The organism is Anaeromyxobacter diazotrophicus (genome assembly GCF_013340205.1).
GTDB lineage: Bacteria > Myxococcota > Myxococcia > Myxococcales > Anaeromyxobacteraceae > Anaeromyxobacter_A > Anaeromyxobacter_A diazotrophicus.
The window spans coordinates 156,007-182,914 of record NZ_BJTG01000002.1 but is presented as its reverse complement, the minus strand read 5'-3'; the positions used below and the strand labels follow the sequence as shown (position 1 = coordinate 182,914).

At 74.9% G+C, this 26,908-nt stretch carries 18 protein-coding genes; 10 read left to right on the top strand and 8 right to left on the bottom strand.

The window, feature by feature from the left end; translation table 11 throughout:
• Positions 1-66: 66 nt before the first annotated feature.
• Positions 67-963 (top strand): LysR family transcriptional regulator, encoded by an 897-nt coding sequence (locus HWY08_RS03775; RefSeq protein WP_176063099.1) that lies wholly within the window; start codon positions 67-69, stop codon positions 961-963.
• Between the two features lie 15 nt (positions 964-978).
• Here the strand turns inward: HWY08_RS03775 and HWY08_RS03770 are convergent, their stop codons facing one another.
• A complete protein-coding gene (locus HWY08_RS03770; RefSeq protein WP_176063097.1) occupies positions 979-1,989 on the bottom strand; it encodes an alcohol dehydrogenase in 1,011 nt (336 codons plus the stop codon).
• Positions 1,990-2,274: 285 nt separating this feature from the next.
• On the opposite strand from HWY08_RS03770, the gene HWY08_RS03765 reads away from it, so the two are divergent.
• The 3 genes from HWY08_RS03765 (at position 2,275) to HWY08_RS03755 (ending at position 6,464) form a co-directional block, all read left to right on the top strand.
• A complete protein-coding gene (locus HWY08_RS03765) occupies positions 2,275-3,162 on the top strand; it encodes a DUF4382 domain-containing protein (RefSeq protein WP_176063094.1) in 888 nt (295 codons plus the stop codon).
• Positions 3,163-3,326: 164 nt separating this feature from the next.
• Entirely contained in the window at positions 3,327-4,763 is a 1,437-nt protein-coding gene (locus HWY08_RS03760; protein WP_176063092.1) for a GuaB1 family IMP dehydrogenase-related protein, read from the top strand.
• A gap of 144 nt (positions 4,764-4,907) precedes the next feature.
• Entirely contained in the window at positions 4,908-6,464 is a 1,557-nt protein-coding gene (locus HWY08_RS03755) for a hybrid sensor histidine kinase/response regulator (RefSeq protein ID WP_176063090.1), read from the top strand.
• Between the two features lie 26 nt (positions 6,465-6,490).
• On the opposite strand, the gene HWY08_RS03750 is transcribed toward HWY08_RS03755, so the two are convergent.
• Together HWY08_RS03750 and ilvD are read right to left on the bottom strand one after the other, a co-directional pair.
• Positions 6,491-7,876 (bottom strand): 3-deoxy-7-phosphoheptulonate synthase, encoded by a 1,386-nt coding sequence (locus HWY08_RS03750; RefSeq protein ID WP_176063087.1) that lies wholly within the window; start codon positions 7,874-7,876, stop codon positions 6,491-6,493.
• 35 nt (positions 7,877-7,911) lie between these two features.
• A complete protein-coding gene (ilvD, locus tag HWY08_RS03745) occupies positions 7,912-9,597 on the bottom strand; it encodes a dihydroxy-acid dehydratase (protein WP_176063084.1) in 1,686 nt (561 codons plus the stop codon).
• Positions 9,598-9,791: 194 nt separating this feature from the next.
• On the opposite strand from ilvD, the gene ygiD reads away from it, so the two are divergent.
• The gene (gene ygiD, locus HWY08_RS03740) at positions 9,792-10,583 is read left to right on the top strand and encodes a 4,5-DOPA-extradiol-dioxygenase (protein ID WP_209005112.1); all 792 of its coding nucleotides are present in this window, start codon (positions 9,792-9,794) and stop codon (positions 10,581-10,583) included.
• A gap of 9 nt (positions 10,584-10,592) precedes the next feature.
• Here the strand turns inward: ygiD and HWY08_RS03735 are convergent, their stop codons facing one another.
• Positions 10,593-13,133 (bottom strand): cation-translocating P-type ATPase, encoded by a 2,541-nt coding sequence (locus tag HWY08_RS03735; protein ID WP_176063082.1) that lies wholly within the window; start codon positions 13,131-13,133, stop codon positions 10,593-10,595.
• 209 nt (positions 13,134-13,342) lie between these two features.
• Here HWY08_RS03735 and HWY08_RS03730 point away from each other — a divergent pair, with 209 nt between their 5' ends.
• The 4 genes from HWY08_RS03730 to HWY08_RS03715 all read left to right on the top strand — a co-directional run bounded on the left by HWY08_RS03730 (position 13,343) and on the right by HWY08_RS03715 (position 18,278).
• The gene (locus tag HWY08_RS03730) at positions 13,343-14,449 is read left to right on the top strand and encodes an aminoglycoside phosphotransferase family protein (protein ID WP_176063080.1); all 1,107 of its coding nucleotides are present in this window, start codon (positions 13,343-13,345) and stop codon (positions 14,447-14,449) included.
• On the top strand, positions 14,446-14,988 hold the full coding sequence (locus tag HWY08_RS03725) for an adenylyl-sulfate kinase (RefSeq protein ID WP_176063078.1): 543 nt from the start codon (positions 14,446-14,448) through the stop codon (positions 14,986-14,988). The genes HWY08_RS03730 and HWY08_RS03725 overlap by 4 nt, the downstream gene beginning before the upstream one ends.
• A gap of 26 nt (positions 14,989-15,014) precedes the next feature.
• Positions 15,015-17,744: a cation-translocating P-type ATPase gene (locus HWY08_RS03720; RefSeq protein ID WP_176063076.1), complete on the top strand. Its 2,730-nt coding sequence runs from the start codon at positions 15,015-15,017 to the stop codon at positions 17,742-17,744.
• Between the two features lie 99 nt (positions 17,745-17,843).
• On the top strand, positions 17,844-18,278 hold the full coding sequence (locus HWY08_RS03715) for a universal stress protein (protein WP_176063074.1): 435 nt from the start codon (positions 17,844-17,846) through the stop codon (positions 18,276-18,278).
• A gap of 1 nt (position 18,279) precedes the next feature.
• Here the strand turns inward: HWY08_RS03715 and HWY08_RS03710 are convergent, their stop codons facing one another.
• The 4 genes from HWY08_RS03710 to HWY08_RS03695 all read right to left on the bottom strand — a co-directional run bounded on the left by HWY08_RS03710 (position 18,280) and on the right by HWY08_RS03695 (position 25,700).
• Complete coding sequence (locus HWY08_RS03710; RefSeq protein WP_209005111.1) at positions 18,280-20,511, bottom strand: hypothetical protein; 2,232 nt, start codon at positions 20,509-20,511, stop codon at positions 18,280-18,282.
• 234 nt (positions 20,512-20,745) lie between these two features.
• Positions 20,746-22,755, bottom strand: a complete 2,010-nt coding sequence (locus tag HWY08_RS03705) for an acetyl-CoA carboxylase biotin carboxylase subunit (RefSeq protein WP_176063072.1) — start codon at positions 22,753-22,755, stop codon at positions 20,746-20,748.
• Between the two features lie 36 nt (positions 22,756-22,791).
• Positions 22,792-24,399, bottom strand: a complete 1,608-nt coding sequence (locus tag HWY08_RS03700; protein WP_176063070.1) for a carboxyl transferase domain-containing protein — start codon at positions 24,397-24,399, stop codon at positions 22,792-22,794.
• 26 nt (positions 24,400-24,425) lie between these two features.
• The gene (locus tag HWY08_RS03695) at positions 24,426-25,700 is read right to left on the bottom strand and encodes an isovaleryl-CoA dehydrogenase (RefSeq protein WP_308469061.1); all 1,275 of its coding nucleotides are present in this window, start codon (positions 25,698-25,700) and stop codon (positions 24,426-24,428) included.
• Positions 25,701-25,843: 143 nt separating this feature from the next.
• Here HWY08_RS03695 and HWY08_RS03690 point away from each other — a divergent pair, with 143 nt between their 5' ends.
• Entirely contained in the window at positions 25,844-26,881 is a 1,038-nt protein-coding gene (locus tag HWY08_RS03690) for an AraC family transcriptional regulator (protein WP_176063068.1), read from the top strand.
• Positions 26,882-26,908: the final 27 nt, after the last annotated feature.

The window sequence follows — 26,908 nt, the reverse complement described above, 5'->3', positions numbered from 1 at the left end:
GCTTGCTTCCGTTGCACCGTTCGCGCAATCATCGCTCGCGCACATCTCCGTTCCACAGGAGGAACGATGGATCTCAACCTGCTCACCATCTTCGAGGCGGTGGCTCGCACCTCGAGCTTCTCGGCCGCCGCGCGGGAGCTCGGCATGCCGAAGTCCTCCGCCAGCCGGGGCGTGGCCAGGCTCGAGAACGAGCTGGGCGTCCAGCTGCTGTTCCGGACCACGCGCCAGGTCTCGCTCTCGGCCGCCGGCACGGCGCTCTACGACCGGGTCACGCCGCTGCTCCGCTCGGTGAAGGCGGTGCTGGGGGAGGTGCCCGAGCGCGAGGAGGCGCCGTCGGGCACGCTCCGGGTGACGGCGCCGGTGGACCTCGGCGTGCTGTTCCTGGCCGCGGTGGCGACGCGCTACACCGCGCGCCACCCGGCGGTGTCGCTCGACCTGCACCTCACCGGCCGGGTGGTGGACCTCGTGGGCGAGGGGTTCGACGTCGCGCTGCGCGTCGCGCCCAAGCTCACCGACTCGACGCTGGTGGTGCGGCGCGCCGCGCCCATCCTGCTGCGCCTCTACGCCTCGCCGCTCTACCTCGCCCGGCGCGGCACCCCGCGCTCGGAGGCGGACCTCGACGCGCACGAGTGGGTGGTCTTCCGCGGCGGGCCCCAGCAGCTGCGGGTCACGGCGCCCCGCCCGGCGCCCGGCCGGGCCGCGCGCATCGTCTGCGACGACCTCCTGTTCGTGCGCGACGCGGTGCGGGCAGGCGCCGGCGTGGGGCTCCTCCCGACCTTCGTGGCGGAGCCCGACCTGGTGGCGGGCCAGCTGGTGCGGGTCGTCCCGCGCTACGAGCGCGCGGCGGGGAGCCTGTTCCTCGTCACCCCGGCGGCGAAGCACGTCGCACCCAAGGTGACGGCGTTCCGCGATCTCGTGCTGGAGATGCTGGCGGCGCGCGCGCCCGCGGGCGCCGCGCTCTGAGCCGCGGACCGCGGCTCAGGGCGTGAGGACCGCCCGGAACCGGACCCGGTTCTGGAGCATCTTCGCGAGCGCCTCCTCGGCCTGCTCCAGCGGGAAGCGCTCGACCCGGGGCCTCACCCCGGTGAGCGCGCTGAACGCCAGCGTCTCCTCGGAGTCGATGGCGCTGCCGCTCGGCCAGCCGGCGACGGTCTTCCCGCTGAGGAGCGCGAAGGCGGAGACCTGCAGCGGTTCGAACGGCGCCGCCACCACGAGCAGCTTGCCGCGCGGCTTGAGCCCGGCGACGGTGGCCGCGATGGCCTCGGCGTGGGGCGCGGTGGCGAGCACCAGGTCGGCGCCGCCCAGCCGCGCGAGACCCTCGGCGGCGGAGGTCCGCTGGGTGTCGACGTAGGCGTGGGCGCCGAGCTGGCGCGCCAGCGCCTCCTTGTCCGCGCCGTGCGAGAGCGCGACGGTCCGGAAGCCCATGCGCGCGGCGTACTGGAGGGCGAGGTGGCCGAGCCCGCCGATCCCCTGCACGGCGACGGTGTCGCCCGCCCGCGCCCCGCTGTTCCGGAGCGCGTTGAAGGTCGTGATCCCGGCGCACAGGAGCGGCGCCGCCTCGACCGCGCCGAGCTCGTCCGGCATCCGCGCCAGCGCCTCCTGCGGCGCCACGGCGTACTCGGCGTAGCCGCCGTCGAAGCTGATCCCGGTGATCCGCGCCCGCTCGCAGTTGATGAACCACCCGTGGCGGCAGGCGGCGCACTGGAAGCAGTGGCCCCCGTGCCACCCCACGCCGGCGCGGTCCCCCGGCTTCCACGCGGTCACCTGCGGGCCGACGGCGTCGACCACCCCGGCGATCTCGTGCCCCGGCACCCGCGGCAGGGTGAGGCCGGGGAAGGCGCCCCCCTTGACCATCGCGTCGCTGTGGCAGACGCCGCACGCCTCCACGCGGAGGCGCACCTGCCCCGGCCCGGGCGCCGGCACCTCGCGCTCGACCAGCTCGAGCGCGCCCCCCGCCTTCGCCACCTGGACCGCGCGCATCCTGGCCATGGCGCCCCTCGCGTGGCGCCGGAGCGGCCCTGCCCGCCGGCGCGCGGCCGATCTAGCCCGGCCCGGGAGCGCGCGCGACCCGCACGCGCTCCCGGCGGGGTCGCGACCCGCACCGGAGCGGGATCCCGTGGCCGATCCGGTACACCGGGTGTCCCGGATCGTACAGGAGAGAGCCCGCCAGGCCCGCGCCTGGCCGTCCCTCCGCGGTCCGGGCGCCGGGAACGCCGGTTGCACCGTGGCCGCGGGACGGGGACGGACCCCGCGCGCACCACGAAAGGATCTCCCGTGAAACTCTCTCGCACGCTGGTCACCGCCTCGCTCGCGCTGCTCGGCGCGGCCTGCGGCGGCGGTCAGACCGGATCCGTCTCGCTGCTCCTGAAGGACGCCCCGGCCGGCTTCTCGAAGGCCGTCGTCACCATCTCCGAGATCGACCTGGTCGGCTCGGGCGGCGACACGGTGCTCACGACCCAGAAGACCACCACCGACCTGCTGACGCTGGCGAACGACACCGCGAAGCTCGTGGACGGCGCGGTGGTGCCGGTCGGCTCCTACTCGCAGCTGCGCTTCGTCATCACCGGCGGCTACGTCGAGGTGAACGGCGTCATCTACGCCTCGTCCGCCACCTACGAGGGCCTGCCGCCCGGCGCGGTGGTCGGCGGCACGCTCCGGATGCCGAGCTACGCGCAGTCCGGCCTCAAGGTGGACCTGCCCGGCGGCTCGGTCTCGGTCGGCACGGGCTCCAAGGTGCTGCTGGTCGACTTCGACGTGTCGCAGAGCTTCGGGCAGGACGCCGGCGCCTCGGGCGCGTGGGTGATGCACCCGGTCTGCCGCGCGACCGAGCTCGAGCTGAGCGGCGGCGTCGACGTCACGCTGGCGCTCGGGCAGGGCGTGACGCTGCCGGCCCCCACCACCCTCGCCAGCTTCAGCGCCGTGCTCACGCCCAGCGCCGGGGGCGACGGCACGACGCTCCCGCTCACCGCCACGAGCACGGGCGCCTACGGCGTCAGCTACAAGTACCTCTTCCCCGGCACCTACACGCTCACCTTCACCGCGCCGGCCGGGGTCACGTTCACCACCGCTCCGCCGGTCCCCGTGACGGTGACGGTCACCTCGGGCCAGGCCACCGCGGCGGCGTTCGTCGTGACGAGCGCCTCCGCGACCGCCGCGCCGTAGGGCCGCGGCGCTCCGCGAGCCGGGCTGCTCCCAGCGCGGGCAGCCCGGCTCGCCTCGTCTCGGCGCGCCTCCGCAGCCGGAACGCGGCGGCGGGCCGCGCCGGGGCGCGAAACCTGTTGCGCGCCCCCGGCCGGCGCTGCACGGTGAAGCCGGAGGCCCACCGCATGCGATTCCTGCACCCTGAGCGCGAGGAAGCGCTCGAGCTCTCGCTCGACGACGTCTTCCTCGTCCCCGGCTACTTCGACGGCAGCTCCCGGCTCGACGTCGACCTGCGCCCCGTCGACTTCCCCGGCGGCGCGCACCCCATCGTCTCGGCCAACATGAACGCGGTCACCGGCAAGCGCATGGCGGAGACCATGGCGCGGCTGGGCGGCCTGGGGGTCCTGCCGCAGGACATGGACCTCGCGACCGCCGCCCGCATCATCGAGCACATCCAGGCGGCCGACCCGCGCTACGACACCCCGCTCTCGGTCTCGCCGCGCGCCACGCTGCGCGACGTCCAGGGCATCATCCGCAAGCGCTCGCACGACATGGTGGTGGTGGTGGACGAGGAGCGGCGCCCGCTCGGCATCGTGACCCACGCCGACCTCCGCGACCGGGACCAGTACTCGCCGGTCGGATCCTTCATGTCCTCCCGCCTGGTCGCCGTCACGGCGGGCACGCCGAACCGCGAGGCGTTCCTGCGGATGGAGGACCTGCGCGTGAAGGCGGCCCCGGTCGTCGACGCGGAGGGCCGCCTGGTGGGCGTGCTCACCCGCGACGACGCGGTGCGGCTCGAGCTGCTCGAGCCGGCGCTCGACCCGCGCGGCCGGCTGATGGTGGCGGCGGCGGTGGGGATCTCGGCCGCCGCGGCCGCCTCCGCGGCGCGGCTGGTCGAGCTCGGCGCCTCGGCGCTCGTGCTCGACACCGCGCACGGGCACCAGCGCCGGATGATCGAGGCCATCCGCGAGGTCCGCCGGGCGGTCGGGACCGCGGTGCCGCTCGTGGCGGGGAACGTCTGCACCCCCGAGGGGACGCGCGACCTGCTCGAGGCGGGCGCCGACGTGGTGAAGGTGAACGTCGGCCCGGGCGCCATGTGCACCACCCGCATGCAGACCGGCGCAGGCCGGCCGACGTTCAGCTCGGTGCTGGCCTGCGCCCGGGAGGCGCACGCCCGCGGGCGGCACGTGTGGGCAGACGGCGGCGTCCGCGACCCGCGCGACGTGGCGCTCTACCTGGCGGCCGGCGCGTCGCGGGTCATGATCGGCACCGCGCTCTCCGGCACCTACGAGAGCCCGGGCGACGTGAAGGAGGACCGCGACGGGCGCCCCTACAAGGAGAACTACGGCATGGCGAGCGCGCGCGCGGTGAGCGATCGCACCGCCGGCCTGGACGCCTTCGAGCGCGCCAAGAAGGGGTTCTTCCGGGAGGGCATCTCCACCTCGCGCATCTACATGCGCGAGGGGCGCGAGAGCGTCGGCTCCATCCTCGTCGACGTGATCACGGGCGTGCAGTCGGCGCTGACCTACGCCGGCGCCACCACGCTGCCTGAGCTGCACCGCAAGGCCGTGATCGGGGTCCAGACGACGGGGGGCTACGTCGAGGGGAAGCCGCGCGGCTGAGCCTGCGGGCTCCCGCCCCGCCCCGGCCGCCGGAGCGCCGCCGCCGATTCTGCCCGCGCGCGCGCGTGTTCGACGCTATCCTGCACCGAGAGCGTAAACACGGCTGCGCTGGAGCCACGGCCGGAGCGTCGCGGGGGCGGCGAGATGGAGACGAGTCGGCGACCGGGCCCGGCGGGCGATCCTCCGGGCCACGCGTCCGAGCTGGAGCGGCTGCGGGACCAGCTCGCGAAGATCGCGGAGAGCGTGCCTGGGGTCATCTGCTCCTACCGCCTCCGGGCGGACGGGAGCGCCTGCTTCCCGTTCGCCACCGCCGCGGGCGAGGACGTGTGGGGGATCTCCCCGTCCGTCGTCGCCGAGGACGCGGCGCCGGTGTTCGACCGCCTCCACCCGGACGACGCCCACCGCGTGGGCGAGCGCATCGCCGAGGCCGCTCGCGCCGGCGCGCGCTGGCACGATCGGTTCCGCTACCAGCACCCGGCGAAGGGGCTGCGCTGGCTCGAGGGCTGGTCCGTCCCGAAGACCGAGCCTGACGGCAGCGTGCTCTGGCACGGGTTCGTGATGGACGTGACCGACCAGGTGGCCGCGGAGCAGGCGCTGCGCGACTCCGACCGGCGGAAGAGCGAGTTCCTGGCGGTGCTGTCGCACGAGCTGCGCAATCCGCTCGCGCCGATCCGGGACGGGCTCTACCTCCTCGACCGGATGCCGCCCGGGAGCCCTCAGGCCGCGCGCGCGCGGGAGGTCATCCACCGGCAGACGGATCACCTGGCGCGGCTGGTCGACGATCTGCTCGACGTCACGCGCATCTCGCGGGGCAAGATGCAGCTCCGGCGCGAGCGCCTGGAGCTGCGCGAGCTCGTCCGGCGGACGTGCGACGACCACCGGCCGGCCTTCGAGCAGCGCGGCATCGAGCTGCGGATCGCCCTGCCCGCCGGCGCCGTCTGGGTGGACGCGGACGCCACCCGCCTGGCGCAGGTCCTCGGGAACCTCCTGCAGAACGCGGCGAAGTTCACCGGCGAGGGCGGCCACGTCGGGGTGAGCGCCTCGACCGGCCCGGGCGAGGTGCAGCTCCGGGTGGCGGACGACGGCATCGGGCTCGCGCCGGAGCTCGTCCCGCGCCTGTTCGAGCCCTTCGTGCAGGCCGAGAACGGCCAGGCGCGCACGCACGGGGGCCTGGGCCTCGGGCTCGCGCTGGTGAAGGGCCTGGTGGAGCTGCACGGCGGCTCGGTGCGCGCGCAGAGCGCCGGGCGGGATCGGGGCGCCACCTTCACCGTGACGTTGCCGCAGGCGAGCGCGCCGGCGCCTCGCGCCAGCCCTCCCGCCGCGCGGCCGGCGGCGGCGCGGACGCTGACCGTGCTCGTCATCGAGGACAACCTGGACGCGGCGCGCACCGTGGCCGACCTGCTGGAGCTGGACGGCCACCGGGTGGTCATCGCCACCGACGGCCGCTCCGGGATCGCGCGGGCGCGCGAGGCGAAGCCGGACTTCGTGCTGTGCGACGTCGGGCTCCCCGACGTGGACGGGTACGAGGTGGCCCGGACGCTGCGCGCCGATCCCGCGCTCGCGTCCACCCGGCTCGTCGCGCTGAGCGGCTACGCCCAGCCGGAGGACAAGGAGCGCGCGAGGGCGGCCGGCTTCGACGCGCACCTCGCCAAGCCGGCGCCCTTCGACGAGCTGCACGCCCTGCTCGCCGGGGCGCCCTGAGCGCCGCGGCGGGCGCGCGCGGCCAGTCAGCCGATCCGGCGCGGGAGCACGTCGCGCAGCGCCAGGCGCGCCTCGCGCAGCACGGCCGCCGTGTCGTCCCAGCCCAGGCAGGGGTCGGTGACCGACTGGCCGTACTTGAGCTTCGCCGGATCGGGCGAGGCGGGCTGGTTCCCCGGCTCGATGAACCCCTCGATCATGAGGCCGACGATCGACCGGTTCCCCTCGCGGATCTGGTGGACCGCGTCGCGGACCACCAGCGGCTGGAGCTCCGGCTTCTTCCACGAGTTCGCGTGCGAGCAGTCGATGACGATGTTCTTCGGCACGCCGGCCTTGGCGAGCGCCTGCTCGGCCATCGACACGGAGACGGTGTCGAAGTTCGGCCGGCCGCCGCCCCCGCGCAGCACGAGGTGCCCGTACCGGTTGCCGCGGGTGCGGATGACCGCCGAGCGCCCCTGGTCGTTGATCCCCAGGAAGGCGTGCGGGCGCGCCGCCGCGACGATCGCGTTCACCGCGCCCTCGATCTCGCCCTCGGTCCCGTTCTTGAATCCGACCGGCGAGGAGAGGCCCGAGGCCAGGTTCCGGTGCGTCTGCGACTCGGAGGTGCGCGCGCCGATGGCGGTCCAGGCGATGAGGTCGCCGCGGTAGTGCGGCGCGATGGGGTCGAGCGCCTCGGTCGCGGCCGGCATCCCGAGCTCGCTCACGTCGACGAGGAACTTGCGGGCGCGCTCCATCCCCTCCTTGATGCGGAAGGAGCCGTTCATGCGGGGATCGTTGGTGAAGCCCTCCCAGCCCACGGTGGTGCGCGGCTTCTCGAAGTAGACGCGCATGACGAGGAGGAGCGTGTCCGAGACCTCGTCGGCGAGGGCGCGGAGGCGCCGCGCGTAGTCGAGGCCCGCCTCGGGGTCGTGGATGGAGCAGGGGCCCACCACCACCAGCAGCCGCGGGTCCCGGTGGTCGAGGATGGCCTCGACGGCGCGGCGGCCCTCCACCACCACGTTCGCGGCGCGCTCGGTGAGCGGCACGCGGTGCTTCATCTCCTCCGGCGGGAGCATCACGTCGAAGCTCTCGACGTGGACGTTCTCCACCACCGGGGCCGCCCGGTGGCCGCCCACGTCCTGCTCCACCCGCACGAAGCCGGCGATCATGTCGCGGTAGAGCGTCTCGACCAGGTCCGGCTCGATGCCGTACTCGGCGGCGAGCGCCCGCACGTTCTCCACCACCTGCTCCTCGCGGCGGGTGTCCTTCACCCCGTCGGCGGCGTCCTTGAAGCGCGCCGCCTGCAGCGCGTAGCTGCGCCGCGACGCCAGCAGCGCGACGATGTCGCGGTCGACCGCGTCGATGGAGGCGCGCACCTCCTCGAGCGACGAGCAGGCTTGCGGCGGCTTGAGCGGCGGGCGGGCGGGCGTCGGCATGGCGTGCCTCTCGGGGGGTGGAGCTCTCGAAGTCATCATGAAGCGGGCGGCGCGTCCAGCACCGCGCCGCTGGCGGCGTTCGTGACGAGGTGGGCGTAACGGCGGAGCCAGCGCGAGGCGATCGCCTTCCGGCGCGGCACGAACCCCTCGGCGCGCCGCCGCAGCTCCGCCGGCGCGACGTCGAGCGTGAGCGTCCGCGCCTCCACGTCGAGGCTGATGGCGTCGCCGTCGCGGACGAGCGCGATCTCGCCGCCCTCGGCCGCCTCCGGGGAGACGTGGCCGATGCAGGCGCCGCGGGTCGCGCCGGAGAAGCGCCCGTCGGTCACGAGCGCCACGCTCGCGCCGAGCCCCATGCCGGCGAGCAGGCTCGTCGGCGACAGCATCTCCTGCATGCCCGGGCCGCCCTTCGGCCCCTCGTAGCGGATGACCACCACGTGCCCGGGCTTCACCGCGCCGGCCATGATCCCGGCGATCGCCTCGTCCTGCGAGTCGAAGCAGAGCGCCCGGCCGGTGAAGCGCCGCATCGCCGGGTCGATCCCGGCCGTCTTCACCACCGCGCCCTCGCGGGCGAGGTTGCCGCGCAGCACGGCCAGGCCGCCCACCTGCGAGTACGCCTGCTCGAGCGGGTGGATGACGGCCGGGTCGAGGATCCGCGCCCCGCCGATGCGGTCCCCGACCGTCTCCCCGGTCACGGTGAGCGCGCCGGTCCGGACCACGCCGCCGCGGCGCGCCACCTCGTGCAGCACGGCCGGGATGCCGCCCGCCGCGTGGACGTCCTCGATGTGCACGGTCGAGAGCGAGGGGGAGATCTTGGCCACGTGGGCGACGGTGCGGGCGATGGCGTCGATCCGCGCCAGGTCGAACGGGACCTCCGCCTCGCGGGCGATGGCGAGCATGTGCAGCACGGTGTTGGTCGAGCCGCCCACCGCCATGTCCACCACGAAGGCGTTGTGGATGGCGTCCTCGTTCAGGATCTTCCGCAGCCGGAAGCGCTCGTCGAGGGCGATCTCGACCACCCGCCGCGCCGCGCGCCGGACCAGCTCCTCCCGCTCCGGCGTCAGCGCGGGCGCGGTGCCGTTGCCGGGCAGCGCGATCCCCATCGCCTCGCACAGCACGTTCATCGAGTTGGCGGTGAACATGCCGGCGCAGGAGCCGGCCCCGGGGCAGGCGGCGCACTCGAGGTCGTGGAGCTGGGCGTCGGTGATCTGGCCGCGGGCGCGCTGGCCGACCGCCTCGAAGGCGGTGGCGAGGTCGACCGAGGTGCCGTCGGCGAGCCGGCCGGCGCGCATCGGCCCCCCCGAGACGAAGACGGTCGGCACGTCCACGCGCAGCGCGCCCATGATCATGCCGGGCACGATCTTGTCGCAGTTGGGGATGCAGAGGAGCGCGTCGAGCTTGTGCGCGTTCATCATCGTCTCGACCGAGTCGGCGATGAGCTCGCGGCTGGGCAGGCTGTAGAGCATGCCGTCGTGGCCCATGGCGATGCCGTCGTCCACGCCGATGGTGTTGAACTCGAACGGCACGCCGCCGGCCTTGCGGATCTCCTCCTTCGCGATGCGCCCGTACTCGTGGAGGTGGATGTGGCCGGGGATGATGTCGATCTGGCTGTTCGCGATCCCGATGAAGGGCTTGTCGAAGTCCTCGTCCCGGAGCCCCGTCGCCCGGAGCAGGCTCCGGTGCGGCGCCCGCTCGAAGCCCTTCTTCACGATGTCGCTGCGCATGCGCTCCGCTCTCCTCGACACGGCGCGGCCCGCCGCGCGAGGGGCGCGGAGGAGCCGGCCGGCCTGGTCCGTTCGCGACACGGTACCGCCCTTTCGCGTCGGGTGGAACCCGGCAGGCCCGCGGCGCGGCGGTGGGGCCATCGTCCGCGCTGGCCGGGCGGAGCGCGCGGGCCGTCGCTAGAAGGACCTCCGACATGTCCGATCCCACCACCCGCATGCCCGCGGTCTTCGTCGGCCACGGGAACCCCATGAACGCCGTCGAGGACAACGCCTGGAGCCGCGGCTTCCGCGTGCTCGGCGAGGCGCTCCCGCGGCCGAAGGCCATCCTGGCGGTCTCCGCGCACTGGTACGTCGCCGGCACCTATGCGACGGCGGACGAGCGCCCCGAGACGATCCACGACTTCGGCGGCTTCCCGGAGGAGCTGTACCGGGTCCAGTACCCGGCGCCCGGCGCGCCGGACCTCGCCCGGCGCGCGGTCCAGCTCGTGGGCGAGGGGCGCGCGTCGCTCAGCCGGGAGTGGGGGCTCGACCACGGCACCTGGAGCGTGCTCGTGCACCTCCGGCCCGCGGCCGACGTCCCGGTGGTCCAGCTCAGCCTGGACGGCCGCCTGGCGCCCGCCGAGCACCTCGCGCTGGGACGCGCGCTCGCGCCGCTCCGCGACGAGGGGGTCCTGCTCCTCGCGAGCGGCAACCTCGTCCACAACCTGCGCCACGCCTTCACGGCCTGGGGGCGCGGCGACCAGGAGACGCCCGCCTGGGCGCGCGAGTTCGACGAGGAGCTCGCCCGCGCCCTCGCCCGCCACGACACCGACGCCCTCGCGCGCGCCCTGGAGGGCGAGGCCGGCCGGCGCGCGCACCCGACGCCCGATCACTACCTCCCCCTGCTCTACGCAGCGGGCGCGGCCGCCCCCGACGACCCCGTGCGCTTCCCCATCACCGGGTTCGACATGGCCTCGCTGTCGATGCGGTCGGTCGTGTTCGGCTGAGGGCGGCGGTCACGCCGCCTCGAGCCAGCGGGTCTTGAAGAGCTTCAGCAGCTCGAACCAGACCAGGCTGAGCACCCCGGCGCCCGCGGCGATGGCGAGGTCGTCGGCGCTCGCCGGCCCGAACCGGAACAGCTGGCGCAGGAGCGGCACCCAGAAGGCGAGCAGGAGGGTGAGCGTCGCGCCCCCCACCACCGCCCAGGAGGCGACGTTCCGCCGGAGCAGGGTGGGCAGCACGCCGTGCCGCCAGGAGCGGTTCACCAGGATGAGCGACACGTTCCCGGCGATGAGGGTGGTGAACGCCAGCGTGCGCCCCGAGTCCGCCGAGCCGGTGTGGGCGAACCCGAGGCGGAAGCAGACCAGCGTCGCCACGAGCAGGGTCGCCCCCTGCAGGAGCGCGACCGTGACGAGCCGCCGCTCGAAGAGGCTCGCCCGGGCCTGGCGCGGCGGGCGCCGCATGAGCCCCGGGTCGCCCGGCTCCGCCTCGAAGGCCATCGAGCAGGCCGGGTCGATGATGAGCTCGAGGAAGACGATGTGCACCGGGTAGAGCACGAGCGGCCAGCCGAGGAGCACCGGGAGGAGCGCGAGGCCCGCGGTGGGCACGTGCACCGCCAGCACGTACGCCATCGCCCGGCGCAGGTTGTCGTAGATGCGCCGGCCGAGGCGCACCGCCGCGACGATCGAGGTGAAGTCGTCGTCGGTCAGCACGAGCGCCGCCGCCTCGCGCGCCACGTCGGTGCCGCGGCCCCCCATGGCGATGCCGATGTGGGCCGCCTTGAGCGCGGGCGCGTCGTTGACGCCGTCCCCGGTCATCGCCACCACCTCGCCCTCGGCGCGGAGCGCCTGCACCAGCCGGAGCTTCTGCTCCGGCACCGCGCGGGCGAAGACCCCGGCGCCGTGAACGCGGCGGCGCAGCTCCTCGGCAGAGAGCGCCTCGAGATCCCGGCCGGTGAGGATCTCCTCGTCCTCGGGCAGGCCCACCTGGCGGGCGATGGCCCGGGCGGTTCCCGGAGAGTCGCCGGTGATCATCACCACGCGCACGCCGGCGCCGGCGCACTCCGCCACCGCCTCGCGCACCCCCGGCCGCACCGGGTCCTCGAGGCCCACCAGGCCGACCAGCTCGAAGTCGAAGTCGTGCTGCCCGGCCGGGAGCGCTCCGCGCCCGAAGCGCGCGCGCGCCACCGCCAGCACGCGGAGGCCGTCGGCCCCCATGTCCGACGCCTGGCGCAGGACCTCCTGCGCCCGGGCGGGCGCGAGGTGGCAGATCTCGACGATCGCCTCCGGCGCGCCCTTGGCCGCCACCACCAGCCGCTCGCCGTCGGGGGAGCGCCAGACCTGCGAGACGGCGAGGAGCTCCGGGGAGAGCGGGTACTCGCGGACGAGCTGCCAGCTCCGGTGGAGGTGCTCGGTGCCCGCCAGCGCCGCCTCTCCCAGCCGCTGGAACGCCTTCTCCATCGGGTCGAAGGGGTCGCGGTGGCTCGCCAGGATGCCGAACTCCAGCACCTCGTGCACCGCCTCCGGCAGCGGCGCCCCGGTCACTGCGTGCAGGGCACCCGCCTGCCACAGGCGCGCCACCGTCATCCGGTTCTCGGTGAGCGTCCCGGTCTTGTCGGTGCAGAGGACGGTGGCCGCGCCCAGCGCCTCCACCGCCGGCAGCCGGCGGGTGAGCACCCGGCTCTTGGAGATGCGCCACGCTCCGAGCGCCATGAAGATGGTCAGCACCACCGGGAACTCCTCCGGGAGCACCGCCATCGCCAGCGCGATGCCCGCCAGGAAGCCCTGCAGCCAGTCGCCGCGCGTGACGCCGTAGAGCACGACCAGCGCCGCGCAGAGCGCGAGCCCGGCGCTCGCGACGATCTTCACGATCCGCGCCGTCTCGTCCTGCAGCGGCGTGTTCCCGGCCTCGAGCTCGCCGAGCGAGGTGCCGATCTTCCCCATCGCGCTCCGCGGCCCGGTGGCGAGCACCTCGGCGAGCCCGCTCCCCCGCACCACCAGCGTGCCGGCGTACACGAACGGCTGGTCGTCGCCGCCCGGGCGCGCCTCGGCCGGGCGCTCCGGCGTGGCCCGCTTGCGGACCGGCACCGACTCGCCGGTGAGGAGCGACTCGTCCACCTCGAGGTTCGAGGCGGCGACCAGCGCCGCGTCGGCGGGGACGCGATCGCCCTCGGCGAGCACCAGCACGTCGCCGCGGACCACCTCCCGCCCGGCGATCCGGCGCCGGACGCCCTCCCGGACGACCAGCGCGCGAGGGCTGGAGAGGTCGCGCAGCGCCGCCACGGCGCGCTCGGTCTTGCGCTCCTGGATGAGGGTGATGGCGATCACCACCAGCACCGAGAGCAGCAGCGCCAGCGCCTCCGACAGGCTGCCGAGGAGGAGGTAGATCGCACCCGCCCCGAGGAGGAGGAGGAGCATCGGCTCCTTCACCACTGCGGCCGCGGCGGCCCAGAAGCCGCGCTTGCGGTCCCGCGGCAGCTCGTTCGGCCCCTCGGCCGCGAGGCGCGCCGCGCTCTCCGGCTCGCTGAGCCCCTGCACCACCGTCCCCGGCTCGACCATCGGCGAATCCTAGCGCAGGGCGGCGCCGGCGTGCGCGCCGGCGAGGTGCCGCGCCCGCCGCGGCCCGCCCGCGCGCGCGGCTCGCGACGGGAGGTGAAGCACCCCGCGGCACGCGTCCCGCCAGGACGGCGCCGGCAAAGGACCGCACCCGCGGGAGCCACCCTGTCGGGAACGTCTCCCGCCGCGCGCGGAGCGCGCATCCTGCAGGCATGGCAGCTCCGCTGGAGGCCGGCGGCGCGCCCGCGGCGCCGCCGGGGATGCGCTCCGTCGTCGAGCGCCTGTCCCCGGGCGCCGAGATCGTCGGCTGCGAGCCGCTCGGCTCGAGCGGCGGAGGCGGGGCGACGGAGAAGTGCGCCGGCTACGGCTTGCCGCTCCGGATCCTGCTCCGGACCGCCAGCGGCGAGCCCGACGCCCTCGTGTTCCGGACGGCGAGCGCCGACGTGTTCGGGCACGACCGGCGGGCCGATCGCGCCGCCGAGCTGCTGCTCGCCTTCGACACCTTCGGCGAGCTCCCCGGCCACGTCGAGGCCGTGGACGTCGGCGCCTTCGCGCCCGAGGGCCTGCGGTCGCTCCGCGACGCCGGGGAGTTCTACCTGGTCACCCGGTACGCCCGCGGCGAGCCGTACGCGGCGGACCTGCGGCGGATCGCGCAGGACGGGCGGCTCGTCCCCCTCGACGTGGAGCGGCTCGACGCCCTCCTCGGCTGGCTGGCCGGGCTCGGCGCGCCCGCCGCGGAGGACCCCGCCGGCTGGCGCCGCTCGCTGCGCGACGTGCTCGGCAGCGGCGAGGGCCTGTTCGGGATCGTCGACGCCTACCCGCCGGACACCCCCGGCGCCCCGCCGGCGCTCCTGCGCGAGCTCGAGCACCTCGCGCTGGACTGGCGCTGGAAGCTCCGCGCGCGCCACGGCCGGCTGCGACGCATCCACGGCGACTTCCACCCGTTCAACATCCTCTTCGAGGGGGGGACGCGCTTCACCGTGCTCGACGCGAGCCGCGGCTCCCGCGGCGACCCGGCGGACGACCTCACGGCGCTGGCGGTGAACTTCCCGTTCTTCGCGGTCGGCGCGCCGCCGGCCGGGCGCGGCGCGCTCGGCGTGCTGTGGGACCGGCTCTGGGCGGCCTGGCCGCGCCTCACCGGCGACGCGGAGGTCCTCGAGGTGGCGCCGCCGTTCCTCGCCTGGCGCGCGGCGGTGGTCGCCTGCCCCCGCTTCTACCCCCGGATGCCGGCCGCCGGGCGCGAGCGGCTCCTCGGGCTGGCGCGCGACGCGCTCGCGCGCGGGTTCGACCCGGCCCGGGCCGGGGAGCTCTTCTCGTGAGCGGGATCGTCCTCTGGATCACCGGCTTGCCCTGCGCCGGGAAGTCCACCCTCGCCGCGCGCGCGCAGGCGGCCGCCCGGCGCGAGCGCTTGCCGGCGGTGCTCCTCGACGGCGACGCGGTGCGCGCCGCCCTCCTGCCGGCGCCGGGCTACGACGCCGCCGGCCGCGACCAGTTCGAGGCCACGCTGGCGCGCCTGGCCGCGCTGATCGCGTCGCAGGGCTTCGCCGTCCTCGTCGCGGCCACCGCGCACCGCCGCGCCTGGCGCGACGCGGCCCGGGCGATGGCGCCCGCCTTCGCGGAGGTCCACGTGGCGACGCCCCTCGGGGTCTGCGAGCGGCGGGACGCCAAGGGGTTGTACGCGGCGGCGCGCGCGGGCCGCGTGCACCACCTCCCCGGCCTCGACGCGCGGTACGAGCCGCCGCTCTCCCCGGAGGTCACCGCGACCGGCGGCGAGGACGCGCTGGCGGTGCAGCGGATGGTCGCCCTGGCGCGAGCGGCGCTGACCGCTCGCCAGGTTCCAGGTCCACCGCCCACGTGATCCCCGCTCCCGCCCCAGGACGCCCCGTGCGGCTGTCGCCGCTCTCCGTGGACGAGGCCCTCGCCAGCTTGAGGACGGGCCGCGACGGGCTCGCCCCGGCGGAGGCCGCGCGCCGGCTCGCCGAGTTCGGTCCGAACCGCGTCGAGGAGCTCGCCCGCGAGAGCCTCCTCGCCGGCTTCGCGCGGCAGTTCAGCCACTTCTTCGCGATCGTGCTCTGGGTCGGCGCGGCGCTGGCCTTCCTGGCCGAGCGCTACGGCCCCGGCCAGGGCATGAGCACGCTCGGCGTCGCCATCGTCGGCGTCATCCTCGTCAACGGCGTCTTCTCCTTCTGGCAGGAGTACAAGGCCGAGCGCGCGGTGGCCGCGCTGCGGAGGCTGCTCCCGCAGACGGTGCAGGTCATGCGCGGCGGCGCCCTGGAGCAGATCGTCGCGGTGGACCTCGTCCCTGGGGACGTCGTGGTGCTGGCGGAGGGCGATCTCGTCCCGGCGGACTGCCGGGTGATCGAGGCCCTCGGGGTGCGGGTGAACCTGGCCACCCTGAACGGCGAGTCGCTGCCCAAGGCGCGCACCGCCGAGCCCAGCCAGGAGGACTCGCCCGTCCTCGCGCGCGATCTGCTGCTCGCCGGCACCTCGCTCGCTGCCGGCGAGGCCACGGCCGTCGTGTACGCGACCGGGATGCAGACCGAGTTCGGTCACATCGCTCGCCTCACCCAGGCGGCGGGCGAGGCCCCCTCCCCTCTGAGACGGGAGATCGCGCGCCTCTCCTGGCTGGTGGCGTTCCTCGCCATGGGGCTCGGGGTCGCCTTCTTCCTCATCGGCCAGGCGATGCGCCTGCCGCTCATCGAGAGCTGCCTGCTCGCCATCGGCATCATCGTCGCCAACGTGCCGGAGGGGCTCCTCCCGACCGTCACCCTGTCGCTCGCCATGGCGACGCAGCGGATGGCCCGGCGCAACGCCCTCGTCCGTCACCTCCCGGCCGTGGAGGCCCTCGGCTCGGCCTCGGTCATCTGCTGCGACAAGACCGGCACCTTGACCGAGAACCGCATGGCGGTGAAGCGGCTGCTCCTCGGCCGCGCGCTCCTCGAACCAGCCGCGCTGGCCGACCGGCCGGAGCTGGCAGCGCGCCACCGGCAGCTCCTGCTGAACGCGGCGCTCTGCCACAACGTGAAGGCGAACCGCGCCGGCGGCGCCGCGGCCGGCGATCCCATGGAGGTCGCGCTCGCCGCCATGGGGAGGCGCGCCGCGGGGTGGGAGCGCGCCGTCCGGCTCGACGAGATCCCCTTCGACACCGCCCGCAAGCGCATGTCGGTGCTGTGCGACACGCCCGAAGGCCGCGTCCTCTACTGCAAGGGCGCCCTGGAGACCGTCCTCCCGGCGTGCGAGGCGGTCGAGGGCGACGCGGGCGTCACGCCGCTCGACGACGCCGAGCGGGCGCGCCTGCTGCGCGCCGAGGACGAGCTCGCAGGGAGCGGCCTGCGCGTGCTGGCCTTCGCCCACGCCGTGATCGGCGCGGGCGGTCCGCCGACCGACGACCGCGGGCTCACGCTGTCCGGTCTGGTGGGCCTGGAGGATCCGCCGCGCCCCGAGGTGCCGGGCGCGATCGCCCGGTGCGCACGCGCCGGGATCCGCGTCCTCATGGTGACCGGGGATCACCCGCGCACGGCCCTCGCCATCGCGCGCGAGATCGGGCTCGTGACGGACGCCTCCCCGAGGGTGGTGACCGGGGACGAGCTGCGCCGGCTCTCCCCGGCGCAGCTCCAGCTGGCGCTCGACGGGCGCCAGCTCGTGTTCGCCCGGGTGAGCGCCGAGCAGAAGATGACCCTGGTCGAGGCGCTGAAGAAGAAGGGGGAGATCGTCGCCGTCACCGGCGACGGCGTGAACGACGCGCCGGCGCTGAAGACGGCCGACATCGGGATCGCCATGGGCCTCTCCGGCACCGACGTGGCCAGGGAGGCCGCCGACGTCATCCTGCTCGACGACAACTTCGCCAGCATCGTGGCCGCCGTCGAGGAGGGGCGCTCGGTATACGAGAACATCCGGAAGTTCCTGACCTACATCCTCACCTCCAACATCCCCGAGCTCGTGCCCTACCTGTCCTTCGTGCTCTTCGGGATCCCGCTGCCGCTCACCATCATCCAGATCCTGGCCGTCGACCTCGGGACCGACATGGTCCCGGCGCTCGCGCTCGGCGCCGAGAAGCCGGACCCAGCCGTGATGACGAGGCCGCCGCGCGCGCGCAAGGAGCGCCTCCTCACCTGGGGCCTCGTCGCCCGCGCCTACCTCTTCCTGGGCGTGATGGAGGCCGTCGCCGCCATGGCGGCGTTCCTCTCCGTCCTGGCGCGAGCCGGGTGGCACCGCGGCGAGGCGCTCGCCAGCTCCGACCCGCTCTATCTCCAGGCGACCACCGCGTGCCTCGCGGCCATCGTCGTCATGCAGGTGGTGAACGTCTTCCTCTGCCGTCATCCGCGCGCGTCTTCGCTCGCCTTCGGCCTCACGGGGAACCCGCTCATGCTGGCCGGCGTGGCGGTCGAGGTGACGTTGATCCTCGCCATCGTCTACACCCGGCCCGGCGCGTGGCTCTTCGGGACGGCGCCCCTCGGGCCGGAGGTGTGGCTCCAGGCGGCGCTCTTCGCGCTCTCGATGTGGGCGCTGGACGAGCTGCGGAAGGTCTGGGCGAGGCGCGCCGGGGGCGGCCGCGGGCCCGAGCGGCCGGCGAACGGAAGCGCGCGCGCTCGATCGCCCGGCAGCACCCCGTGACGGCGACCGAGCGCGGCCGGGACGCTCTGCCGCACCTCGGAGGACCACGCTCGGCGCCCGTGGCGGAGGTCTAGGATCGTAGCGGATCGGAGGTACACCGTGACCGACTGGGAGATGATTCTGTGCGGAGTCGACTTCTCACCCGCCTCGCAGCACGCGCTCGAGCTGGCGATGGACCTCACCCGGCGGCACCGGTGCCAGCTGACCATCGCGCACGTGTACGAGCCCCCCACCGCGTCCGCGACGGACGTGCTCGTCGCGCCTCCCGAGCTGTTCGACCAGGCGGTGCGCGAGGCCGAGCGGGAGCTCGAGCGGCTCCGGGCGCAGGCCGCCGCGGCGACGGATCGGCCGGTCCGCTCGGAGATCCTCATGGGTCGCCCGGCGGAGACGCTCGTCCAGTGGGCACGCGAGCACCCCTGTGACCTCATCGTCGTCGCCACGCACGGCCGCAGCGGCCTCAAGCGTCTGGTGCTGGGCTCGGTGGCCGAGAAGGTGGTGCGGGCGGCGCCCTGCAGCGTGCTGGTGGCGCGTTAGGCTACTGGCCGGATGGGCCGAACGGCCAGCGGTGCGCGAAGCGCGCCGCGGCCAGCGCCGCGGCGACGGCCACGGGGACGAGCCACAGCAGGCGGCGGCGCCGCCGCGCGGCGCGGTCCTCGTAGGGGTCCTCGAGCGAGCGGCTCGCGCCGGCCGGGAGCGCCGCGCGGGCGGTGAGGGCGGTCCCGAGCGGCAGGTTCACCTTCACCCGGCCGTTGATGGCCCAGCCGTTCGCGTCCAGCACCGGCCCGAGCGTGCGCTGGCGCAGCTTGAGCCAGGCGATGAGCATGGAGGGCCCGGAGACGAGGAGCACCACCCCGGCCACCGCGGCGAGCTTCGTCCACCACGGCTGGAGGTTCAGGAAGCCGGAGACGAAGCCGCCGAAGAGGGTGCCGAGGGCGCCGATGCCGACGCCCAGGGCGGCCACGATCCCGACCATCTTCCCGACGTCCACCGGCTCGGGCGCGGGCGGCTTTCCGGCGACCACGGCGTCGGCGGCCTTGCCGATCCCGTTCGCCACCCGGTCGTCGGAGGCCTTCGCCTTCGAGGCGGCGAAGCGGTGCACCTGCTCCTCGATGAGCTTGAGCGCCTTCTTGTACGGGGCGAAGAAGGCCTGCCGGATGGAGATGGGGTTGTCGACGATCTTGACGATGGTGGCGTCCCAGTCGCGCCCCTGGCGATCGAAGAACACGCCGTTGCGCCCGACCATGAGGAAGTCGGCGTCGCCCTGGGTGAAGCAGGCGGCGATCTTGAGCTGCGCGCCGCCCGGCCGGCGGCACTCGCAGTAGGCGAGGTACATGCGCGAGAGCGAGGCCAGCCCGGCGTGGGCGGCGGGGTCGTTCACCCGCACGCAGAGGTCGCAGCTGCGGCCGTCGAGGAACAGCGTCCCCGCCTGGAACACCGCCCGGGCGTGGACGTCGTAGAAGTCCGAGAAGGCGACGAAGTTCCTGAGCAGCCGGTGGAGGTCGCGCTGGTAGTGGACCATGCGGACCACGTCGCCGACCGCCGCCGCCTCGGCCTCGAGCGCTCGGTCCTTCGCGAGGAGCGCCTCGACGGCGGCCTTGCCGTCGCCCCCGAGGAGGGCCTGCGCGCGCAGGAGCCCGAGCTTCTCGACCGCCGCCCCGGCCTTGCGGCCCTGCCACGCCTCGTGCGCGGCGAGCTCCGCCTCCAGCCGGCGCCAGGCGTCGAGGGTGAGCTCCCGCACCTCCGCCCCGAGGAGCGGCGCCACCGCGTGGCGGTGCAGCGCGGCCAGCGCGCTCGCCCACGCGGGGTTCACGCCCTCGAGGAGCGGGAGCGCACGGCCGGGCTCCACCCGCGCGAGCGGGAAGGCGGCGACGTCCGCCACGGCGAGGCCGAGGTCCTTCGCCGCGAGCGCGGCCCACTCCGCCTCGCCGCGGTTGAGCGCCGCCGCGCCCTTCGGGTCGAGCGCGGCGAGCTGGCAGCGGGCGAAGTAGTCGTTCACCCGCGGGCGCACGGCGCGCACCGCCTCCCAGGCCGCCGGCGTCGCCGGCCCGAGCGGCATCGCGCCCTCGGTCGCGGCCACGTCGGCCCACCAGGCGACGAACCGTCGCAGCTCCTCGAAGAACAGGTCGAGCCGCTCCTGGTCCACGCCCGGCTTGCCGCTCCGGTCGACCTTGGCCCCGACGCAGTCGACGACCTCGGCGAGGAGCTGCCGGACCTCGGGGGCGTCGGCGGCCTCGGGCGGCACGATCCCGTCCCCGTTGAAGAGCGTCTTCTCGAAGACCTTGCTCGTGTCGGCCACGTCCGCGACGGTGACCTCCGTCGCGTCGGGCTTCCCCAGGTGCTCGAGCAGCTGCCGCGCGCCGCCGAGGAGCGCCCGCCCCTCCGGCGTCCGGCGGTCGAGCGCGTCGAGCGGCAGCGCGTCCGCGCCCGGGATGAGCTGCCCAAGGTCTTGCAGGCGAGGAGCGCACCAGCGGATCGCGGCGAGCACCTCCGGGACGCGCACGCGCCCGTCCCGATCGGTGTCGAGCAGCTCGAGCGTCCGCGCGTCCATCTCGAGCCCCTGGGTGGGGCAGGAGAGCGCGACCCACAGCTTGGGATCGAGCTGATCCAGGTGGGCGAGATCGGCGCCGGTCTCGAGCACCACCTGGTCGAGGCCGCCCACGCGGTGGAAACGCCAGGCGTGCGGCGGCGACGAGGCGGGGCCGCGGAGGGACTGTCCGGCGCGCCCTCCGGCTGGCGCGGCGTCGAGCTTGGCGGTGGATTCGGCCATGGGAGCCCCCGATGGAGAGTCGAGCGCCCGTTCTGTAGCACGTCGACCGGGGGCGAACGATCCGGCCACCCATCCGTGGGCCCGGCCGATCGACCCGGGAGCGGGCGGGGCGCCGGCGCCGGCTTCCTCACCCAGGGCGGCGAGCGCGCCGGGAAGGAGAAGGGAGCGCGGGTGTACTTCTCCGTGAAGTGACGGCGAGCCGGCCCATCGCCGCGGCGGTGACTCCCGCCGGCTTCAGGCGGCGGACTCGGGCTCCGGCTCGAGGGCGAGGAGCTGCGCGCCCTCGCTCACCAGCGCGCCGGCCGCGAAGTGGACCTCGGCCACCCGGCCGTCGCGCGGCGAGGTGACCGTGTGCTCCATCTTCATGGCCTCCAGGATGAGGAGCGGCGCGCCCTTCTTCACGGCGCTCCCGGGCTCCACCAGGACCGCGATGACCTTGCCCGGCATCGGCGCGGTGAGGCTGCCCCCGGCGACGTCGCGCTCCGCCGCCTGGTCGGGGTCGTGCAGCGCGAGCCGGTGCCCCCGGCCGTGCGTCATGACCACCAGCTCGTCGCCGCTGCGGACGACCGTGGCGCGAATGCGCGCGCCGCCCACGTCGGCGACGAGGTCGTCCTCGCCGCTGCGCTCCCCGCGCACCTCCACCTCTCCGCCCGGCAGCTCGAGCAGGAGCCCCTGGGGCCGGTAGTGCGCCACCACCCGCACGTGCCGCCCGCCGTCCACGAAGGTGACGGCGTGGTGGTCGTCGAGGTTGAGCCGCCAGCCGTCGGTGCGGTGCCAGGGTGAGTGCGGGTCGTGCGAGGCGCGCGCCGCCTCCGCGGCGGCGGAGGCGCGGCGGAGGAGCACGTCGAGGCAGGCGAGCGCGAGCACCGTGTCCGTGGCCGGCGCCGCGTCGCCCAGCAGGCCCGCGCGGTGCCGCTCGATGAAGCCGGTGTCCAGCTCGGCCGCGGCGTACGCGGGGTGCGCCGCGATCGCGCCCAGGAAGGAGAGGTTGGTGGTGACGCCCACCACCTGGTACTCGGCGAGCGCGGCGCGGAGCCGCCGCACCGCCCCGGCGCGGTCCGAGTCCCAGACCACGAGCTTCGCGATCATCGGGTCGTAGTGGATGGTGACCTCGTCCCCCTCGCGGACGCCGGTGTCGACCCGCACGTGGGGGCCCTCCGGCGGCCGGCGCAGGTGGGTGAGCCTGCCGATCGAGGGGAGGAACTCGCGCGACGGGTCCTCGGCGTAGACGCGCGCCTCGATGGCGTGGCCATTCAGGGCGAGCTCGTCCTGGCCGAGCGGGAGCGGCTCGCCGGCGGCCACGCGGAGCTGCCACTCGACCAGGTCCTGGCCGGTGACGAGCTCGGTCACCGGGTGCTCCACCTGCAGCCGCGTGTTCATCTCCATGAAGTAGAAGCGGCCGTCCGCGTCGAGCAGGAACTCGACCGTGCCCGCGCCGACGTAGCCCACCGCCCTCGCCGCCGCGAGGGCCGCCCGGCCCATCGCCTCGCGCAGGGCGGGGCCGAGGCCCGGGGCGGGCGCCTCCTCCAGCACCTTCTGGTGCCGGCGCTGGATCGAGCAGTCGCGCTCGAACAGGTGGACGGCGTGGCCGTGCCCGTCGGCGAAGACCTGGATCTCGACGTGGCGCGGGCGCGTCAGGTACCGCTCGAGCAGCACGCGGTCGTCGCCGAACGACGCCAGCGCCTCGCGCTTGGCGCCGGCGAGCGCGTCCTGGAAGGCGGCGGCGTCGCTCACCGCCCGCATGCCCTTGCCGCCGCCGCCGGCGGAGGCCTTCACCAGCACCGGCCAGCCGATCCGCGCCGCCTCCCGGGCCAGCCGGTCCGGCGCCTGATCCTCGCCGTGGTAGCCCGGCACGAGCGGGACCCCCGCCTCGCCCATGAGCCGCTTCGCCGCGCTCTTCGACCCCATGGCGCGGATCGCCGCCGCCGGCGGGCCGATGAAGACGAGCCCCGCCGCCGCGCACGCCTCGGCGAAGGCCGCGTTCTCCGACAGGAAGCCGTAGCCTGGGTGCACCGCGCGCGCGCCGCTCCGCCGGGCGGCCTCGAGGATGGCGTCCGCGTCGAGGTAGCTCTGGCGCGCCGGGGCGGGGCCGATCCGGTAGGCCTCGTCGGCCTGCGCCACGTGCTGCGCCCCCGCGTCGGCGTCGGAGTAGACCGCCACCGTCCGGACGCCGAGGCGCCGCGCCGTCCGGAGGACGCGGCACGCGATCTCCCCGCGGTTCGCGATCAGGATCTTGTCGAACATGTCCGGCTCACCCTCCCCTTCGCCGAGGCCGCGGCGTCACATCCGGAAGACGCCGAACGCCGTCGGCTCGATGGGCGCGTTGAGCGCCGCCGACAGCCCCAGCGCGAGCACCGTCCGCGTCTCGGCGGGGTCGATGATCCCGTCGTCCCACAGGCGCGCGGTCGCGTAGTACGGGTGACCCTGCGTCTCGTACTGCTCGCGGAGCGGCGCCCGGAACGCCTCCTCCTCCTCCTGCGACCACGCCTCGCCACGCGCCTCCATCGCGTCCCGCTTCACCTGGGAGAGCACGCTCGCGGCCTGCTCGCCGCCCATCACCGAGATGCGGGCGTTCGGCCACATCCACAGGAAGCGCGGCGAGTAGGCGCGGCCGCACATCCCGTAGTTCCCGGCGCCGAAGCTCCCGCCGATGATGAAGGTGAACTTGGGGACGCGGGCGCAGGCGACCGCGGTCACCATCTTGGCGCCGTCCTTGGCGATGCCCCCCGCCTCGTACTTCGACCCCACCATGAACCCGGTGATGTTCTGGAGGAACACGAGCGGGATGCCGCGCTGCGCGCACAGCTCGATGAAGTGCGCGCCCTTCAGCGCCGACTCGGAGAAGAGGATCCCGTTGTTCGCGACGATCCCCACCGGATAGCCCCACACCCGCGCGAAGCCGCAGACGAGCGTCGTGCCGTAGAGCCGCTTGAACTCGTCGAGCTCGGAGCCGTCGGCGATGCGCGCGATCACCTCGCGGACGTCGTAGGGCTTGCGGGTGTCGGTGGGGATGACGCCGTGGAGCTCGGCCGGATCGTGGCGCGGCTCGACCGGGCGCTCCAGCGCGAGCTGCGGGCGCTTCACGGCGTTCAGGTCGGCGACGATGCGCCGGGTGATGCGGAGCGCGTGGGCGTCGTCGGTGGCGTAGTGGTCGGTGACGCCGGAGGTGCGGCTGTGGACGTCGGCGCCGCCCAGGTCCTCGGCGGTGACCACCTCGCCGGTGGCGGCCTTCACGAGCGGCGGGCCCCCGAGGAAGATCGTCCCCTGCTTGCGGACGATGACGCTCTCGTCCGACATGGCGGGGACGTAGGCGCCGCCGGCGGTGCAGGAGCCCATGACCACCGCGATCTGCGGGATGCCCGCCGCGGAGAGGTTGGCCTGGTTGAAGAAGATGCGCCCGAAGTGGTCGCGGTCCGGGAAGACCTCGTCCTGCTGCGGCAGGTTCGCGCCGCCGGAGTCGACGAGGTAGACGCAGGGCAGCCGGTTCTCGCGGGCGATCTCCTGCGCCCGCAGGTGCTTCTTCACCGTGAGCGGGTAGTAGGAGCCGCCCTTCACGGTGGCGTCGTTCGCCACGATCACGCACTCGCGGCCGCTCACGCGCCCGATGCCGGTGAGGAGGCCCGCCGCCGGGACCTCGCCGCCGTACATGCCGTGCGCCGCCAGCTGCGAGAGCTCGAGGAATGGCGCCCCCACGTCGAGGAGCAGGCGGATGCGGTCGCGGGGCAGGAGCTTCCCGCGCTCGGTGTGCTTGGCGCAGGCGCGCGGGCCTCCGCCCTGCTCGACGGCGGCCACCTTCGCGCGCAGGTCGGCCACCAGGGCGCGCATCGCCTCGGCGTTGCGGCGGAAGTCCGCCGACTGCGGGTTGACCTTGCTCTCGAGCGCGCTCATGGCGGCGTGGATCCTCGCTCCGGCGATCAGGCGGTCTCGTTGAAGAGCTCGCGGCCGATGAGCATGCGCCGGATCTCGCTCGTCCCGGCGCCGATCTCGTACAGCTTCGCGTCGCGCAGGAGCCGGCCGGTGGGGAAGTCGTTGATGTAGCCGTTGCCGCCCAGGCACTGGATGGCGTCGAGCGCCATGCGGGTGGCGCGCTCGGAGGCGTAGAGGATGGCGCCGGCCGCGTCCTTGCGGGCGGTCTTGCCGGCGCTGCACTGCCGCGCCACCGCGTACACGTAGGCGCGGCAGGCGCTGAGCGTCGTGTACATGTCGGCCAGCTTCCCCTGCATGAGCTGGAACTCGCCGATGGCCTGGCCGAACTGCTTGCGCTCGTGGACGTACGGGATCACCACGTCGAGGCACGCCTGCATGATGCCGAGCGGGCCGCCGGCGAGCACGAGCCGCTCGTAGTCGAGGCCGCTCATGAGCACGTTCACGCCGCGCCCGACCCCGCCCATGACGTTCTCCTCCGGGACCTCGCAGTCCTCGAAGAGGAGCTCGCAGGTGTCCGACCCGCGCATGCCGAGCTTGTCGAGCTTCTGCGCGGTCGAGAAGCCCGGGAAGCCCTTCTCCACCAGGAAGGCGGTGATGCCGCGCGGGCCGGCGGCGGGATCGGTCTTCGCGTAGACCACGGTCACGTCCGCGTGCGGCCCGTTCGTGATCCACATCTTGCTGCCGTTGAGCACGTAGCGGTCGCCCCGCTTCTCGGCCCGGAGCTTCATGCCCACCACGTCGGAGCCCGCGCCCGGCTCGCTCATGGCGAGCGCGCCCACGTGCTCGCCGGAGACGAGCTTCGGCAGGTAACGCTGCTTCTGCGCCTCGCTCGCGTTGCGGTGGATCTGGTTCACGCACAGGTTCGAGTGCGCGCCGTAGGCGAGCCCCACCGCGGCCGAGGCGCGGCTGAGCTCCTCCACCGCCAGCACGTGCTCGAGGTAGCTCATGCCGGCGCCGCCGTACCGCGGGTCGACGGTCACGCCGAGGAGGCCGAGCGCCCCCATCTTGCGCCAGAGGTCCATCGGGAAGTGGTTCTCCCGGTCGATGTCCGCCGCGCGCGGCGCGAGCTCCTCGGCCGCGAACTGCCGCACCGTCTCGCGGAGCAGGTCGGCCGTCTCGCCCAGGCCGTGGTCGAGGCCGGGGTAGCGCAGCGCGGCCACCACGGCGTCGCCGCCGCGCGGCGGCGCGGGATCGCCCTTCGCGCCGTGACGCGGCGCCGCGCTGCGGGGATCGCTGCTCGCCTCGAGGCCCATCGGCTCCATGTGCGGACTCCTCCGCGCCGTCCGGGCCGGCGGCGGCTGCCGCGCCCGCCGGACGATCGCGTCCCTGAGCATGTCGGCCGCGCGGGCACACAGGCCGCCAGTTGGGTTGCAAATCGTGCCAGCTCGATCATGATCCGGGGGCGATGGCCCGGACGCCCCCCCGCCGCTCCCTCCCCGCCCCGGCCGCCACCCCCATGGCCTTCGTCCGCGCCCTCGTCCGGGGGTACGAGCGCTACGGCGAGGACCCCGGCGAGGCGCTGCGGGCGGCGCAGATCACGCCAGCCCAGCTCGCCAGCTCGAGCGCCCGCATCACCGCCCGGCAGATGGAGGTCGTGTCCGAGGCCGCCATGCGGCAGCTCGACGACGAGGCGCTCGGCTGGTTCTCGCGCAAGCTCCCCTGGGGCAGCTACGGGATGCTCTGCCGCGCGTCGATCACCGCCCCGACGCTCGGGGTCGCGCTCAAGCGCTGGTGCCGCCACCACCGGCTCCTGACCGACGACGTGCTGCTCCAGCTCTCGCACGCGGGGGCGGAGGCCACCCTCTCCATCGCCGAGCGCCGCCGCTTCGGCGACCTGCGCGAGTTCTGCCTCCTCACGCTCCTCAGGTACGTGCACGGGTACGCCTGCTGGGCGGTCGACTCCCGCATCCCGCTCCTGCGGGTCACCTTCCCCTTCGCGGCCCCGCCCCACGCCGACGTCTACCCGCTCCTCTTCCCCGGCCCGGTCGCGTTCGACGCCGGGCCGGCGAGCCTCAGCTTCGACGCGCAGTACCTCGCGCTCCCGCTGCAGCGCGACGAGCACGCGCTCCAGCTCATGCTGCAGCGGGCGCTGCCGCTGACCGTGCTCCCGTACCGGCGCGACCGGCTGCTCGTGCGGCGGGTGCGCCAGGCGCTGCGCAGCCGCGCCGACCGCCTCCGCAGCGCCGCCGACCTGGCGCGGGAGCTCCACGTCTCGGTCCGGAGCCTGCACCGCCAGATCCGCGAGGAGGGCTCGTCGCTCCAGGCCCTGAAGGACGCGGCGCGGCGCGAGCTGGCCGTCGAGCTGCTGGACCGCAGCGGCCGCTCGGTCAAGCAGGTGGCCTGGGCGGTCGGCTTCCGGAGCGAGAAGAGCTTCTCCCGCGCCTTCCGGCAGTGGACGGGGCGCTCGCCGGTCGCGCACCGGCGGCGGGGCGCCGCGCCCTGACCGTCGCTGGCCGGCGCTGGGCTCGGG

Coding starts and splice junctions, on each gene's coding strand:
- HWY08_RS03775 (WP_176063099.1), top strand. CDS start 67: ATGGATCTCAACCTGCTCACCATCTTCGAGGCGGTGGCTCGCACCTCG.
- HWY08_RS03770 (WP_176063097.1), bottom strand. CDS start 1,989: ATGGCCAGGATGCGCGCGGTCCAGGTGGCGAAGGCGGGGGGCGCGCTC.
- HWY08_RS03760 (WP_176063092.1), top strand. CDS start 3,327: ATGCGATTCCTGCACCCTGAGCGCGAGGAAGCGCTCGAGCTCTCGCTC.
- HWY08_RS03755 (WP_176063090.1), top strand. CDS start 4,908: ATGGAGACGAGTCGGCGACCGGGCCCGGCGGGCGATCCTCCGGGCCAC.
- HWY08_RS03750 (WP_176063087.1), bottom strand. CDS start 7,876: ATGCCGACGCCCGCCCGCCCGCCGCTCAAGCCGCCGCAAGCCTGCTCG.
- ilvD (WP_176063084.1), bottom strand. CDS start 9,597: ATGCGCAGCGACATCGTGAAGAAGGGCTTCGAGCGGGCGCCGCACCGG.
- ygiD (WP_209005112.1), top strand. CDS start 9,792: ATGTCCGATCCCACCACCCGCATGCCCGCGGTCTTCGTCGGCCACGGG.
- HWY08_RS03735 (WP_176063082.1), bottom strand. CDS start 13,133: ATGGTCGAGCCGGGGACGGTGGTGCAGGGGCTCAGCGAGCCGGAGAGC.
- HWY08_RS03730 (WP_176063080.1), top strand. CDS start 13,343: ATGGCAGCTCCGCTGGAGGCCGGCGGCGCGCCCGCGGCGCCGCCGGGG.
- HWY08_RS03710 (WP_209005111.1), bottom strand. CDS start 20,511: ATGGCCGAATCCACCGCCAAGCTCGACGCCGCGCCAGCCGGAGGGCGC.
- HWY08_RS03705 (WP_176063072.1), bottom strand. CDS start 22,755: ATGTTCGACAAGATCCTGATCGCGAACCGCGGGGAGATCGCGTGCCGC.
- HWY08_RS03700 (WP_176063070.1), bottom strand. CDS start 24,399: ATGAGCGCGCTCGAGAGCAAGGTCAACCCGCAGTCGGCGGACTTCCGC.
- HWY08_RS03695 (WP_308469061.1), bottom strand. CDS start 25,700: ATGGAGCCGATGGGCCTCGAGGCGAGCAGCGATCCCCGCAGCGCGGCG.
- HWY08_RS03690 (WP_176063068.1), top strand. CDS start 25,844: ATGGCCCGGACGCCCCCCCGCCGCTCCCTCCCCGCCCCGGCCGCCACC.